This window comes from Petrotoga sp. DB-2 (genome assembly GCF_054051725.1).
Genome location: NZ_JBSVZD010000024.1, coordinates 13,517 through 28,491, shown reverse-complemented (window position 1 = coordinate 28,491; position 14,975 = coordinate 13,517). Strand labels below are relative to the sequence as shown.

At 34.3% G+C, this 14,975-nt stretch carries 13 protein-coding genes, 1 tRNA gene and 1 pseudogene; 10 read left to right on the top strand and 5 right to left on the bottom strand.

Annotation, left to right across the window (positions count from 1 at the left end; all coding sequences use genetic code 11):
• The first annotated feature begins 98 nt into the window (after window positions 1-98).
• The 4 genes and pseudogenes from ACW9JY_RS08050 to ACW9JY_RS08035 all read left to right on the top strand — a co-directional run.
• Window positions 99-1,145, top strand: a complete 1,047-nt coding sequence (locus ACW9JY_RS08050; RefSeq protein ID WP_103077159.1) for an arginase family protein — start codon at window positions 99-101, stop codon at window positions 1,143-1,145.
• On the top strand, window positions 1,138-2,040 hold the full coding sequence (locus ACW9JY_RS08045; protein ID WP_103077158.1) for a hypothetical protein: 903 nt from the start codon (window positions 1,138-1,140) through the stop codon (window positions 2,038-2,040). The genes ACW9JY_RS08050 and ACW9JY_RS08045 overlap by 8 nt, the downstream gene beginning before the upstream one ends.
• 46 nt (window positions 2,041-2,086) lie before the next feature.
• The gene (locus tag ACW9JY_RS08040; RefSeq protein WP_146026586.1) at window positions 2,087-3,058 is read left to right on the top strand and encodes a polyamine aminopropyltransferase; all 972 of its coding nucleotides are present in this window, start codon (window positions 2,087-2,089) and stop codon (window positions 3,056-3,058) included.
• 150 nt (window positions 3,059-3,208) lie between these two features.
• Window positions 3,209-3,793 (top strand): annotated as a pseudogene (locus ACW9JY_RS08035) (ISL3 family transposase); the annotation flags it as partial.
• A gap of 199 nt (window positions 3,794-3,992) precedes the next feature.
• Here the strand turns inward: ACW9JY_RS08035 and ACW9JY_RS08030 are convergent.
• Window positions 3,993-5,009, bottom strand: coding sequence for an IS3 family transposase (locus ACW9JY_RS08030; RefSeq protein WP_457283967.1), 1,017 nt, complete (start codon window positions 5,007-5,009; stop codon window positions 3,993-3,995).
• On the bottom strand, window positions 5,006-5,404 hold the full coding sequence (locus ACW9JY_RS08025; RefSeq protein ID WP_457283966.1) for a transposase: 399 nt from the start codon (window positions 5,402-5,404) through the stop codon (window positions 5,006-5,008). Before ACW9JY_RS08025 ends, ACW9JY_RS08030 begins: the two co-directional genes overlap by 4 nt.
• A gap of 169 nt (window positions 5,405-5,573) precedes the next feature.
• Here ACW9JY_RS08025 and ACW9JY_RS08020 point away from each other — a divergent pair, with 169 nt between their 5' ends.
• Together ACW9JY_RS08020 and ACW9JY_RS08015 are read left to right on the top strand one after the other, a co-directional pair.
• Window positions 5,574-6,845 (top strand): MFS transporter, encoded by a 1,272-nt coding sequence (locus ACW9JY_RS08020; protein ID WP_103077154.1) that lies wholly within the window; start codon window positions 5,574-5,576, stop codon window positions 6,843-6,845.
• A 458-nt stretch (window positions 6,846-7,303) separates the two neighbouring features.
• Window positions 7,304-7,378 (top strand) — tRNA-Val (locus tag ACW9JY_RS08015).
• Between the two features lie 76 nt (window positions 7,379-7,454).
• Here ACW9JY_RS08015 and ACW9JY_RS08010 read toward each other — a convergent pair.
• Both ACW9JY_RS08010 and ACW9JY_RS08005 read right to left on the bottom strand, forming a co-directional pair.
• Complete coding sequence (locus ACW9JY_RS08010) at window positions 7,455-8,150, bottom strand: hypothetical protein (RefSeq protein WP_457283965.1); 696 nt, start codon at window positions 8,148-8,150, stop codon at window positions 7,455-7,457.
• 79 nt (window positions 8,151-8,229) lie between these two features.
• Window positions 8,230-8,568 carry a phenylpyruvate tautomerase MIF-related protein gene (locus ACW9JY_RS08005; RefSeq protein WP_457283964.1) on the bottom strand — a complete coding sequence of 113 codons (339 nt, stop codon included), beginning with the start codon at window positions 8,566-8,568 and terminating at the stop codon, window positions 8,230-8,232.
• Between the two features lie 161 nt (window positions 8,569-8,729).
• On the opposite strand from ACW9JY_RS08005, the gene ACW9JY_RS08000 reads away from it, so the two are divergent.
• From ACW9JY_RS08000 to mnmG, 4 genes are all read left to right on the top strand, one after another.
• The gene (locus ACW9JY_RS08000; RefSeq protein WP_457283963.1) at window positions 8,730-9,455 is read left to right on the top strand and encodes a GntR family transcriptional regulator; all 726 of its coding nucleotides are present in this window, start codon (window positions 8,730-8,732) and stop codon (window positions 9,453-9,455) included.
• Window positions 9,456-9,492: 37 nt separating this feature from the next.
• The gene (locus ACW9JY_RS07995) at window positions 9,493-10,413 is read left to right on the top strand and encodes an SIS domain-containing protein (protein ID WP_457283962.1); all 921 of its coding nucleotides are present in this window, start codon (window positions 9,493-9,495) and stop codon (window positions 10,411-10,413) included.
• A gap of 14 nt (window positions 10,414-10,427) precedes the next feature.
• The gene (nagA, locus tag ACW9JY_RS07990) at window positions 10,428-11,519 is read left to right on the top strand and encodes an N-acetylglucosamine-6-phosphate deacetylase (RefSeq protein ID WP_457283961.1); all 1,092 of its coding nucleotides are present in this window, start codon (window positions 10,428-10,430) and stop codon (window positions 11,517-11,519) included.
• Window positions 11,520-11,625: 106 nt separating this feature from the next.
• Window positions 11,626-13,503 carry a tRNA uridine-5-carboxymethylaminomethyl(34) synthesis enzyme MnmG gene (mnmG, locus tag ACW9JY_RS07985; RefSeq protein WP_457283960.1) on the top strand — a complete coding sequence of 626 codons (1,878 nt, stop codon included), beginning with the start codon at window positions 11,626-11,628 and terminating at the stop codon, window positions 13,501-13,503.
• A 45-nt stretch (window positions 13,504-13,548) separates the two neighbouring features.
• Here mnmG and ACW9JY_RS07980 read toward each other — a convergent pair whose 3' ends face one another.
• Window positions 13,549-14,694 carry an SBBP repeat-containing protein gene (locus ACW9JY_RS07980; RefSeq protein WP_457283959.1) on the bottom strand — a complete coding sequence of 382 codons (1,146 nt, stop codon included), beginning with the start codon at window positions 14,692-14,694 and terminating at the stop codon, window positions 13,549-13,551.
• Between the last annotated feature and the right edge of the window lie 281 nt (window positions 14,695-14,975).

Below are 14,975 nucleotides of genomic sequence, written 5' to 3'. Positions count from 1 at the left end.
AGGAGGTAAAAGTACAATATTGAAGGTATTAAAAGTTAGTTACAATACGTGTTTTAGAGTTTCTAAAGACAGTATTTATTTACACAAGGAGGAATATTATGGAAATAAGGCAATACAGTATCGTAAAAAAGGAAAATGAATTCTTATACTTACACGATTTTGATCATGACTCCTACTATAAAGTGGAATACTTACCAGACGGAGCAGATTGGCTTGAATTGCCGACAGTTGAAGAGAAACCTTTTTTTAATTATGTATTCACTGGTCAAAATCCTGATATGGTCATATTTGGTGTACCATTTAAGAATGGCAGTCGTTCACCGATCTCAACCGTAGACAAATTCCCAAATATTTTAAGACAAGCTTCATATAAGCTGGAATATGAGAACCAATATCCTGTTCCTATTCCAATCAACTTTTTTCATATTGATTCCGACCGTCAAATCGAGTGCGGAAAATTACTAGATATCGGAAACGTTATCAACGATCCTTCTTCAGAGAGAGAATCAATTCAGCAGATTGTAAAATTCTGTATAAAAAATTCTTTACCTTTTTTATGTGTAGGAGGTGACCATTCCTATACTTACGATGTTGCAGTAGCATTGAAGGCTTTAAATAAACCAATCGTTATATGGGTGATTGATGCTCATAACGATCTATATGGAACAACCCATAAGTTAGACCATGGAAATGTATTCTTACATCTTTCTGAACCGCCTTTCATACGAGCAATTATCCAATTGGGAAGCAGGGGATATCGGACTGAAAAACAGATAGTGGATCATCCAAAGGTCATAAAAATTCCTAAGGCGTCATTTTCTATTCATCTGATTGAAAAATGGCAAAAGGAGTATGAGGATTGTGCAAATTATATATCCATTGATTTGGACAGTTTGGATCCGCTTTTATTTCCCTTTGTCGATTTCGGGGTTCCCGGTGGATTCACTAAAAATGAATTAATATTAATCATTCAAAAGATCTTTGAAGGATCTGCCCCAGTGATCGGGGCTGACTTGGTCGAAGGCACAGGAGGCGGAAATATCTTGAAGGGAGATTATGATCTTCCTCTCGAAATCTTAATATCACTTTTGAATCATTTTTACACAAAGAACAAGCTAAAAGAAGGAGGCAGAAAAAATGGATAAAGTTGAAAATAGATTAAATTTAGATTATTTTATGGCCTTTTCTAACATCATCAAGGAATTAAAATATTTAGGCCTATATGACCCTTATGAAGTTTGGAAAAATTATTGCGATTATATAGAAAATTCTGAAGAATACCGGGAAAATCCGGACTTTTATCAGGGTTTTAAAAAAATCAGCGGATTAGGCTTAGAAAAAATTCAACAAATATACGCAAATCAGGGTCTAGCTCTAGTTTTTATACATTATGGTGTTTATCGTTATGCTTTCAAAACTATTCTTGAATCAGTAGTTAAAGTAAGACCCGACAATCTGGTTTTACTCGTCGTCGATCAAGAATCATATAACAGTGAGCAGCAATTGAAAAAATGGCTAAAAGTGTACGATGAATTAAATATACAAATGGTCATAGCTGAAAATCAGTCAACCGGATTACGTATTGCACGCCATCTAAAAAAAGGTGGCATTGTCGTTCTTTTTTTAGATGGAATGACTGGGTCTGGCAACGATAAAACCCCTCTCCACTTACCGTTTATCAGTTCGACCATCAATCTGAGAAGTGGCTTTTTCCGTTTGCTACATAAATTGGAAACGCCGATTATAGGAGCCATTGCACCAACTGAAAACGAACTTTTAATTTCTTTACCAATTATGCCAAATGATATTTTTATTTCAGCGTCATCCTTAATGAGTTTCTTTCGGCAAATTCTAATCAAAGATCCCTCAAAATGGAGATTATGGTACAGACATCATTTGTTTACCCACTCATTCCCAGAGATCATGGAAATACCCAATTTCATGAATCAAAGCCGGGTATGGGTATGTGATGAAGTAAATCCAAAAATTATATTATCGGAGGCGACTGGTAATGTCTTTAAATACATGGAAAATGATTAATGATGCAGTAGTAATTTGCAATCCGAAGACAGGAGAACCTACTCCATTGATTCATTCTGTCATAGTAAAAAGTGATTTATCGTATAAATATTGGGATTACCTGGCTTGGTCTGCTGCATCAATAAATAACAGTGATGTTCTTGCCCTAGGATATGGAGCTGGTACCTTCGCGCAATTACTCCATAAATGGGGAATAACCACTAAGGGGATTGGTATAGAAATAGATGAGTCATTGAAGGAATTACATTCTCTTTTTAATGATTATAAAGTACATTATTGCGATTTTAGAGACGGAGTCAAAAAACTAAACACTAAATTTGATACAATTTTGATTGACGTATATGATGAAAAAGGTTATGTTGATGATGCCTATGATACTGAGTGGATCAAAATTTTCCTTTCATTAAGAAAAGAAAAAGGGAGAGTAGTCTTCCATTGTATGGACTTAACCGGATCATTCCTAGCAGCTGGAATCCCTTTACCGTCAATTCCATCTGTGTTAGCGACAATGCTCAAAAGAATACGTTCTGTAACGAATGAAAATATCTATGTTGTCCCACTATGGTCAAGCTATTTGCTGTGGATCGGAGAGCCGCCTCAAAAAATTAAGTCTTCCATTTTGCCTGTTCAATGGGTGGATTTATTTTTTCACTCAAGAATGATGCCTATTGAAACCATAGACGTAAATAAGCTGGAAGCCTTTAGTCGTCCATGGACTTATGAAAGGTTGGAAGAAAATAATAAAAGCTTATTATTCGAATTAAACAGACGTGCACCTTTTTTATTAAGTAAGTTTAATCATTTAGTTCAAATTATGGAACCTGCATTACAAAGAAACTCAACCGTTCAGGAACTTGAAACGATCATAAAAACCTTATCATCCTCTCTCAGCGAAAATGATGATGTTAGCAGTAATCATGCTTTAAGCTTTCTATATGCGATGATCAGGAACTGGTCTGAAGCCTTTAGGGTTCTTTCAAAGCAAAAGCTTGAATTTCCCGGATGGTTTTTTGAATAATAGGAACAATCCTATTGACACTTCACCTGATGTATAATAAAAATGGTTGATGAGGTACTTGACAAAAGGGGTAAAAAAAAGATATCACTCCTCATAGAACAAAAAAACAAAAAATAAAAAGAGAGAGGAGTGATATCATGAACAACCAAAATTATAGCACAAATACTGGGTATTGACAAAGGTTTTAAGTTAAAAGAGAGAAAAGATTTGAGAAAAGATGGAGAAATTTACTTTGAAGTGGAATATTCGAAAAAGGTAGAGATACCAGAATGCCCGTATAAATGTAAAGGATGTAAAGACAAGCGAGAATATATAGTACTTAATGGTAAAGCAAAAGAAAGGATTATCAAGGCTGGCAAAGTTGGAACACAAAGAATATATCTGATACACAGACCACAAAGATACATGTGTAAAAAAACAGGGAAAAGCTTCAGAAATGAAAAGATAAGTTATAGATGGCAAAGAATAACAAGAGCAGAGACAGAAAACCTTGTAAAAAGTTTGCGTAAGATGAGCATATCAGAAACTGCGAAAGAACATGGTGTAAGTGTGAGAACTGTGAGTAATTTATTAGATTGGATTGAAGTAAAAGTAGATTGGACGAAATTTCAAGATATGGAAGATATAAGGTTAGGGATAGATGAACACTCATTTAGAGGGTTTAAGATGGTGACAACGATAGCGATATTAAAATCAGACAAAAAAGAAGAGTTGAAAGGCCTATTCCATCAACTATATTTGTTAAGGAGCTTAATCGAGTTTGAAATATCCGAAAATATATGTTAAAATTATAATAATTATTTCCTTATGGGCGGGTACGTGCGGATCTTCCCTTCCTTATATGGCGAAAACAGTGGGAAATCCTACTCACTCTTCCTTAGATGGGCGCGGGCGGAGCCCCGAATATCAGAAATTAGAGAGGCATAACTCGATTTTACTCAAAAATGATAAGTTTTTCTTTGATTTCCTTAATTTCTATTTTATTTTTTTTGTATAAAACATGGAACTCATTTGGTGTCAAGTAGTTCAAAGAGCCATGAGGTCTAATATTAAGATAAAAGTCCAAATACACTTTGTATTTCATAGTGAAATCACTAATATTAGTAAAGGTATTCAAAGGCACAAACTCTCTTTGGACACTTGAATGAAAAGATTCGATAAAGGCTTGACAATCTGGATTATGTGGATATCCAAACTCATGAATTATACCAACATTTCTCATAAAATTTTCTGTTAACAAAGAAGTGAATTGAGTACCGTTATCTGATCTAATAATCAAGTTTTTTCCTGATATTCCTCTGTACCTAAGAGCTTCAAAGATAGTTTTAACTATATCCTTTGATTTACATGATGGACCGATGTAAGAACCAACAATTTGTCTATCAAAAGTATCAATTATGCTGAACACCTGTACATAACCATCTTTAGTTTTAAAGTATTTGATATCCATTTCCCAAAATTGGTTAGGAGCAGTTGCAACATGTTTTTGAGGACCTCTTCTTGGATGTGGTGAATGGTTTGTATATTTTCCAACCAAACCGATTTCGTGTTTCAAACGTCTCATCTTTTTATGATTGATAATTATACCAAAGTTTTTCCTAAAATACGCACACAGTTTAGTAGAACCAAGAGTTTTCAAATAATGCTTTGAGACATACATATTGAGATGTTCCTTAATTTTTATTAGTTCAGCAATTACAAATTCATCAGGAACCTTATTGCCATTCACAGTATAGCAAAAACCTCGAGTTTTGGAATTAGAATGCTTTTTTTTTGACAAAGAACTGGTCTCCAAGAAGAGCCTCGTTTTGTAATAATAAGAGCTAGAATTTACGTTAAACTCTTCAAAAAGATAAGAAAGAGAAACGCCGTACTCTCGATGTAACCTATTGACATATTGAATATCCAAAATGGGGGTAGATTTAAAATCAACATGTCTATTTTCCATCATTTTCTCTGATTCAAGTTTTTTTTTACAAACTCAACTTGTTCTCTAAGAACTCTGATCTCAATATCCTTTTCGATCACCAAATTTTTCAAAGCTTGAAGAGTCTGAGCGAGATCGGGGTATTCCATACAAAGTCGAGAAATCTCATCCAAATCGACACCGGAATTCTCGTAAACCACAGGAGGAACCTTAGAACCACGAGAAACGATGGAATTTTTATTAAAAGGGCCATTGAAAAAGCAAGAATAATTCTCACCAGAATCTCTAAACTTTTTAACCCACTTATAGATATTTCTGGTAGGGATGTTGAAAGTTTTACTAAGTTGAGAACAAGAAACACCTTTTTCGACATGCTCTTTAACAACGTTAGCTTTTAACTCTGAGGGGTAAGACTTCACAAAAATCACCTCTTTTAAGAATATATAATTATTTTACTACCTTGCCCCTGGAAATCCCAAATGTGCTGTGGGCTAACTGTGGGGTGGGGAGCGGGGCAAAGGGGCGCTAAAATAAAGTTTTAAAGTTCATAAAAACACTATAACAAGACTAAAACAGGGGGAAATTCTAATGACAAATGAGCAAAAAAGAAATTTTTTGCTATATTCCGCAGGTAGACTTGTATCTTTAATAGGAACTGGCATACAAATGATTGTTTTACCGCTTTATATTCTTGATCTTACAGGCTCTGGAACCCTTATGGGTACATTTTCTCTTTTAAGCATGCTTCCAGGCTTACTTTTTTCGCCGATAGCAGGGGTTTTGGGAGATCGAAGAAATCGAAAGAAAATTATGGTGAATTTGGATTATATACGAGGTGTAATTATACTTTTTATGGCATATTCAGCCTATCAAGGTTGGATGACCATTGCCTTTATCTTCACTGCCCAAGTATTTATTTCTATATTAGACAGTTTTTTTGGCGGCTCAACAAATGCGATGCTTCCGGACTTGGTCCCTATTAATTTTCTCACCAGAGCTAATTCGGTAAACTCTTCAATAACTAGTTTTTCTAATATTATAGGACCAATCCTTGGAGGAATCATATATGGATTTGGCGGAATAAAAGTTGTGTTTCTTATAAATGGAATTTCTTTCATTATATCTGCTATAAGCGAAATGTTTATTACTTACCATCCTCATTATGAACGTAAACAAAAAATATCCTTTAAATCTATGTTTTCAGACATCAAAGAGGGATTAATTTTCATAAAAGGAAGAAAAGGTTTGAAAGAATTGCTTTTGTTTGTAATGGTTGTCAATTTTATAATGGCACCGATTCTTACGATTGTGCTTCCTTATGTATTAAGGCAAGAAATTGGATTTACAAGCGAACAGTATGGAATCACCCAATCTTCTTTTACCGTGGGGATACTAATTGGTAGTATTTTAATCGGTACTATTTTTTCGAAGAATAATTCGAAAAAATCGATCACATTTGGTTTTATAGTAGAGGCTATCATGTTTTTCATCATTTCAGGTTTATTTTTTCCTAATATCGTTGCCACATTCGGAGGTGCATCTTGGACCTTCTTAATAATTTTGTACATAAATCTTATGGTAATAGGTGTGAGCAATGCTTTTATAAATATACCTATTGATACCAACATGCAAAAAATGACACCAACTAACGTAAGATCTCGTGTTTTTACGGTTGTGGAGTTGGTTGCTCGAGGAGCTATCCCTGTTGGTATGCAGATATATGGTATTCTTTTAGATTTGATGAAGGGATATCAAATTACACTGGTTGCATGTATAGTATCAATTATTGTAATTATCCTATTTTTAAGAATTGCACCAGAAGAAACGTTTAATCCCAAACCTTTTACTGAAGAAGTGTGAAAGTCGAACCTAGATAAAATCATTTTTTCAATTGTGATTTAATGCTTTTATGGAACACAGCGTGAACCCTCTCCAGGTAAAAGAATACACCGAAAGAGGTTCAAGGAAAAGGTGAAAACTGGCTTTAAACGCAAAACGAATTTGAATCAAAAAACGTTGATAATTACACGCCTACAAGGTATAATTATAGCATACATATTATACGAGCTAATTGGTTGTATAAAAGTTTAATTAGCCATAATTTTTAAGAGAACTCGGGGGGTTCTCTTTCAAAAGTGAAGGTAGAAAAATTAGATACTTACGTGCTTGACGATAATTAATTGTCATTCAAATAAGATATTGGGCTGTATTACCTTTTTCATTATCTCTTTTGACTATTCTATCAACCATATTTGACAAGGAGCCCGCGTTTTATTGACATAGTTAAAAAAATATGTTATACTTTATACGATCAAAAAGGGTGCGTAGCTCAGTGGGAGAGCGCTTCCTTGACGCGGAAGAGGCCGTAGGTTCAATCCCTACCGCACCCACCACCATTCATTCTTATTCAACTTTTTGGCTTTTCTCATATATGTTACAAGTAAAAGCAGGATAAAGTTCATCCTGCTTTTATTTTTTTGATTTATTCATAATTTCAAAAGCTTTGTTTCTGTACTTTTCATTAATACATATATAATCATTGTCTTTAAAAATTAATTTTTCTTTATCGTTCGGGGCATTTCTGATTATAGCGCTGACCAGGGCGGAAACTGATTTTTTGTTCTTCAATTCTAAGGTTGCCATGATTTCCTCAGACTTCATCTTTCCTTTTTCGATTAATAATTTAAGAAAACTTGTAGTTAGTGGTTTTAAGTTTTTCACAAAGCTTTTTAATTCTTCTTCGCTCCACTCTTTTCTTGATCTTCCGCTTATTAATTGTTGTATAATCTCTACCCTCTTTTTTAAATCATCAGAGAGAAGGTAAAATATAATTTCTCCATTTATTTCTGATTCATCAAGTAGTTCTACAAGAGAGTCGAAAGTTTCGTTATCTATGGTAACTTTGTAACTTTCGTCTCCGTATTTTAGAATCCCTTTTTCATAAATAATATTAAAGATAGAAAAATAACTTTCTAAAAGTTTTGAATATAAAAAGTCTCTTAAATCATAACTTTCAATTGTTTTGAGTAATTCGTTCGTTGACTGAAAATCTTCTTTTCTTTTAATTTTGATAAAGACAAGTTCTTGAAGTTTTTTTTGATTCTCTTCTTTTAATAGGTCTTCTCCTAAAAATTTTACAAGCATTTCTAATTCGTCTTTGTACATCGCGGGTGGCTCCCTACTATCTAATTTTTTAAATCATTGATTGATCTATTACATAGTCGTTGAATGTTTTTCCTTAAAACTAAAATGTATCCCCTTTCCAACCCCACATAGTATTTCTAATATCTAAGAAGTTTATATACACTCGATCTTTTGGTATATTCAATTGTTGCTCCAGTAATTGGCAGAGCACCTTAGAGAGGTCTTTTGTTTGTGATTCAGGCAAACCTATGCTTCTTAATTCCACAAAAGCCGCCAAATCTGAGCTTCCTTGAAAGTGGATATGGGCAGTATCTTCTAAACTAACCATAAAATAAATTTCTGGTTTACCAAGGGCGTTAGCAACTTCCCTTGAAAGAATACGTGTCAACTCTTCTTTGTTATCTATCTTTTTGTTTGTGGTTACCTTTAAATATGGCATTTTTTAGCCTCCTTCAACAAACTAATTTAGCGCCCCTTCGCCCCGCAGCCCACCCCAACTATTTTAGCACATATAATTTAGAAAAATCAATCTTCAATTTGACTTATTGTTATAACTACTATATAATTGGAATATACCAATAAGAAGGGAGTGAGATTAAAATGGAAGAAGCCCCTATTCCGCTCTATTATAAACTTTATCTGGACTTAAAAAGAGAATTAGAGGAAGATTATAAAAAAGGAGATAAGTTGTTAACAGAGAACGAGATATGCGATAAATTTGGTGTTTCGCGTTTGACCGTAAGAAGAGCCTTGGAAGAGCTCTCAAAAGAAGGTTTAATAACAAGAAAAAGAGGACAAGGTACATTTTATACAGGACAAAAGCAAGAAGAAGAATTAACTAGGCTTACAGGTTTTACCGATGAGGCGGTTAAACAAGGCCATTCAACTAAATCCGTTGTTTTAGAAAACAGATTAATAGAAATTCCTGTCGAGTTAGTTGAAGAGTTTAAAGTTCCAAAAGATGGGAGGGTAGTACTATTAAAAAGAATTCGATTTTTAGATGAAGAGCCGTATGCAATCGAAACAGCATACTTGAATCCCAATGCAGATATAAGGGTATTGAACATAATAGAAAAGGATATGTCAAAAGAATCGTTATATAGAATATTAACTAACGAATATGGGATAAAATTCACACATGCTGTTGAAACTCTCGAGGTAACAACTTTAAATAAAGAACAAGCTAAATATTTGTCTCAAAGCGAAGGATCTATTGCAGCTTTGAGAACAAGATATACCTATATAGAAGATAAAAAGTGTATTGAATATGTTAAGTCAGTTTACAGAGGGGATAAGTACAAATTCAAGATAGTAAGAAAGGCGTGAAAGTTCATAAAAATAATTGTGAGGAGGCAGTATAAAAGTGCACTATACGTTGGATGAAATAAGAAGAATTCCCAATCTCTTAAATAAGTTAAATGAGTTTGATTTTTCTTTTTCAAAGGAGAAAAAGTATCTTTTGGTTGGATGTGGTTCTTCATATAACATTGGATTTATAATGAAAGAAATATTGAACAAAAATGGCTATAAAGCAAAAGTGCTCACCGGGGGACATGTTATGCTTTTTGATAATATTCCAGACAGTGATGTTGCAATTTTAATAACCAGAACCGGTGAATCAACTGAAACTGTTTTAGCCGCAAAAAAATTAAGTCAAAAAGGCATGAAAACCATAGGTATAACGTCGTCAAAGAATTCTTCAATTACTCAACAATGTGAAGAGAATATAACCTTAGATTTCACTGCAGAAAAAAGTGTTGTTATGACCGGATCTTTTGTTTTTATACTGGCAATGTTATTAAACGGAATAGAAAAAAATGATTACTATAATTTCAGTGAAAAAATCTTAGAAGATTCAGAAAAGATTATTGATCATTTAGCTTTAGAAAAGTACGAACATTTTGTTTTTCTTGGGTACGATGAAAATTATGGTATTTCAAAAGAAGGCGCTTTAAAGCTCCAAGAGATGGCTTTACAGTACGTTGAATACCATGAGCCGTTAGAGTACAGGCACGGTCCTATATCTAGGCTCACAAATAAAACGTTAGTTATCTTAAACTCAAAGGGCATGAAAGAAGAGAAAGAATTGATCGATGATATAGAAGGGTTGGGAGCAAAAGCCTTAGTGATTTCTACCGATGGACATATAAAAATCCCAGATATGAAGGGTTTTGAAGCTCCCTTAAGGCTCATTCCCATACAGTATTTAGGTTACAAAAAGGCGATACAAATGGGATACAATCCAGATTCACCCAAGAATCTTTCGAAATCTGTCAAATTGTAGGAGGTAAAATTAAGATGAAATTAGAAAAAGTTTTAATTGTGGATCCTATAAACGGAGAATATACCGGAGATATCGAAATAAAAGGCAAAAAGATTTCTGAAGTAATAAAAAAAGATTATGGTTATAGAGATTTTAATACCATAGTTATGCCAGGCTTTGTAGACCCCCACACCCATGCACAAAAGGGTATAGATACGATGCATGCAACAAAGGAAGAGTTCAAAAGTTGGGCAAAAAATAATTTTTCATATGGTGTAACTACTTTTTTGCCAACAACGGTTTCAGCCTCTAAAGAACAGATCTTAAAAGTTTTGAATAATACAGAAGATGTAGGTTCTTCAATTGAAGGAGTTCATTTGGAAGGTCCTTATATAAACAAAGAAAAAAAAGGAGCTCAGAACCCTCATTATATAAGAGATCCTTCTTTGGAGGAATTAAAAGAGATAATTAACGATAAAGTGAGATTAATAACCATGGCACCAGAGGTTAACGGTTTTATTGAGGCATCAAATTATCTTAAAGAAAAGAATATAGTAATCTCATTAGGCCACACTTCAGCTAATTTTGATATCTTCAAAAAAGCTTTCGAATCAGGAGTTACCAGAATCACCCATTTTTCAAACGCATTAACACCACTACATCATCGAAACATAGGAGGAACAGGTTCTGGCTTTTATTTTGATTTTAATATAGAAATGATATGTGATGGAATTCATCTCTCTCCTGAGTTTGTAATGTTGGTATATAAAATAAAAGGAGCAGACAAAATTATATTGATAACCGACTCTATGGCTGCTGCGGGTTTACAAGACGGTGAATATGAATTGGGTGGTTTAACAGTTACAGTAAAAAACAATCACGCAAAACTTAGTGATGGAACGATCGCTGGGAGTACCCTACTTTTCAACGAAGGTGTCAAAAATTTTAAAAGATTTACCAATTGTACACTACAAGAACTTGCAAAGGTATCCTCATACAACGCACTTCAAGACCTACATATTTACGATAAGGGAAGGATTGAAGTTGGCTACTATGCAAATCTTGTCATTTTAGACAAAGACCTGAACGTGAAAGAAACCATCTTCGAAGGTGAAAAGGTATTTTAAACATTGTGTGCTATAATAAAAAACAGAAAAAAGATAAACTCCCTAGGGGCGCTAAAGAGAGCCTTAGAGTTTATAAAGTCAAGTATAAAAAATGGAGGTAGCGTTTTTGGAAAACAGAACAAATAGTTTTGATGTTATTGTTGTTGGAGCAGGTCATGCCGGGATTGAAGCTGCTATAGCTGCAGCTAAAATGGGAATGAATACTTTAATATTGAATATAAATTTAGACACATTAGGATGGGCCCCTTGTAATCCTGCTATCGGAGGACCTGCGAAGGGCATTGTAGCCAGAGAAATAGATGCACTTGGCGGAGTACAAGCGAAGGTAACAGACGAAACGATGATCAACATCAGAATGCTCAATACAAGTAAAGGTATCGCTGTTAGGGCTTTAAGAGCTCAAATCGACAAATATGATTACTCACAAAAAATGAAAGAAATCTTAGAAAATACAGAAAATCTAATTTTGAGACATGGAATAGCGAAAAACCTTTTAGTAGAAAACGGTAAAGTAGTCGGGTTAGAAACAGAATTAGGAATAAAATACTTTGCTAAAGCTGTGATTTTAACTACCGGAACATTTTTGAGAGGCAAAATCTTTGTTGGTAGAAACGCTTTTGAAGCTGGTAGAATGGGAGAACTTCCTGCAAATTCCTTGACATATTCTTTAATTAAAGAAGGTTTAGAAGTATCGAGATTTAAAACCGGGACACCTGCAAGGGTGAGGAAAGATTCTATCGATTTTTCTAAATTTGATATCCAAGAAACCGCAGATGAACCTCTGGCTTTTTCTTACTGGAGTCAACCAAAAGTCTTATCAAAGGATTATCCATGTTATTTGGGAAGAACCAACAGCAAGACCCACGAAGTTATTAGAAGATATATTGCATTCTCTCCTTTGTATGGAGATGTAAAATTAATCCAGTCCATTGGTCCAAGGTATTGCCCTTCAATCGAAGATAAAGTTATGAAATTCAATAAGGATACCCATCAATTTTTCCTTGAACCGGAATCCAAACACTCTAAAGAGATCTATTTGAATGGTTTGAGTACAAGTTTACCTTTTGAAGCACAGATTGAGATTTTGAAAACTATACCTGGTTTAGAAAATGCTATAATTGAAAGGCCCGCTTATGCCGTTGAGTACGATTTTGTTAATCCAAATCAATTGAAACACAACCTTGAAACAAAAAAAATAGAAGGATTATTCTTAGCTGGCCAGATTAATGGTACAAGTGGTTACGAAGAAGCCGCAGGTCAAGGACTTATGGCAGGAATTAATGCTGCTTTAAAAATTAGGGGAGAAGAACCTTTTGTTCTTGACAGGTCCGAGGCTTACCTTGGGGTTCTTATCGACGACATTATCACAAAAGGAGTCGACGAACCATACAGGTTGCTGACTTCCCGTGCTGAATACAGGTTGTTGCTCAGACATGATAACGCTCATTTAAGGTTGTATAAGTATGGATACAAATACGGCTTATTGAGTAAAGAACAATACGAACAACTTTACAGATTGGAAAACCTAATAAATCAGCAAATTGAGAGATTGGAACAAATTAAAGTATCACCTAATCAAGTTAACGAGATTTTAGCCTCAAAAGGTTCTTCAAAAATCACCCATCCTGTTCACATGAGTGAATTACTCAAAAGAAGCGAAATATCTTATGCTGATTTAAAACATTTAGATGAAGAAGCAGTTGAGGAAAAAGAAGTGATAGAACAAATCGACATTCACTTTAAATACAACGGATATTTTCAAAGGATGCACGATGAGATTATGAAAATGAAAGAGCTCGAAAAAGAAAAGATACCAAGCGATATAGAATATGACAAAATTAACAACATTGCCTACGAAGCAAAGGAAAAATTGAAAAAAATCAAGCCAGAAACTTTTGGACAACTTCTAAGAATACCTGGAATTAATCCTGCTGATGCCATTAACTTAAGGATTTATTTGAAGCAAAAAGATAAAATAAGGTAGTTAAAATTAAAACCGCCCCAACATTTTATAGGGGCGGTTTAAAATTTATTTTACTGTGTACTTTAAAATAAAGACATCTTTGTGAGCATCTGCACCCAGATCTGCTGATTGAGAATATCCAGCAACATAAAGGTTTCCATTATTATCAATATCTATTGCATAAGCAACATCATCGCCGTATCCACCAAGAGATTTTTCGGTTAACAAATTACCGTTATTATCGTATTCAAGTATAGCAAAATCTTTGTCATCGTTAAGGGTTGTAACATATCCTGCAACGTATATATTTCCATTGGGGCCTATGGCAACTGAATAACCGTGATCACTTTTAACATCTCCATAAAAACTTTCCCACAAAATATGTCCCTCTGGGTTAACTTTTACAACATAGATATCTGACCACTTTGAATCCCATGAACCTTCATAACCAACTGCTACGTAACCTCCAGGTACTTCTTTAACATCGAATCCTCTAGCATAATCTCTGGGAGCAAAAACTTTTGTCCAGATTTCTTCTCCATTGGGATCAACCTTAGCCAAATAGAACTTAGTCTTATTTTCAAATAGTTCTACTACCGTACCTGCAATGATGAAGTTACCGTCTGAAGTTTTTTGAATGCTCAAAGGTTTGGTGTCAGAACCTGGAACAAAGTAAGGGAGCCATTTTTCAAATACAACTTTTCCTTCTTCATTCAGTTTTACCATTTTACCTCGCATGTTTAGTGTCTCTGGATCGGAACCGTAGCCTATTACAACATAACCATCCTCTACTTCGACAATAGCAGAACCTTTATCGTTACCTAGTTTATTAATGTTGGTAGAGAATTTGTTTTTACCAATTTTTGAAACATAGAAATCTGAATCACTACCATAAGAATTAGAGGTTCCAACGACAAGGATATCCCCTTCAGAAGTTAAAATTCCTTGACTTGCCCAATCGTTGTAATTTCCACCTAACTTGTTTTCATAAACGACATTTCCTTCTTGATCAAATTGTAAAATTAGAATATCTTCGTTGAATCCTTTTTCGTTGGTGTATCCAAAAAGGTAAACACCATCGTCTGTTGATTTTACATCAAAGATCTCCTGAGATCCACCAAGGGTGTATACCCTTCCCCAATCAAGGGTTAAAGAAGCCATCGCAAAAAGAGATACTGTTAACACCAATACCAATACAATTTTTGATTTCACCACAATCCCTCCTATCTTTTTATATTTTACTGCCTATAGAATCCCTAAAACTGGCTTTAAAATAAATTTCTAAATTTAAAATTATCTTCGTTAATGTTGGTGATGTTCAAACTGTCTTAGCGCCCCTTCGCCCTGGCGTTAAGGGGCAAGCCCCTTAAAAACCCCAAGTTCAAAATCATTTAAAAACATAGTTTGCATACTGCAGCAAACGTCCCCCCACCCAGAATGAAAATTACAAAAAAGATTTTCTTTTTTATTATATCATAAAAATTTAAAAATTA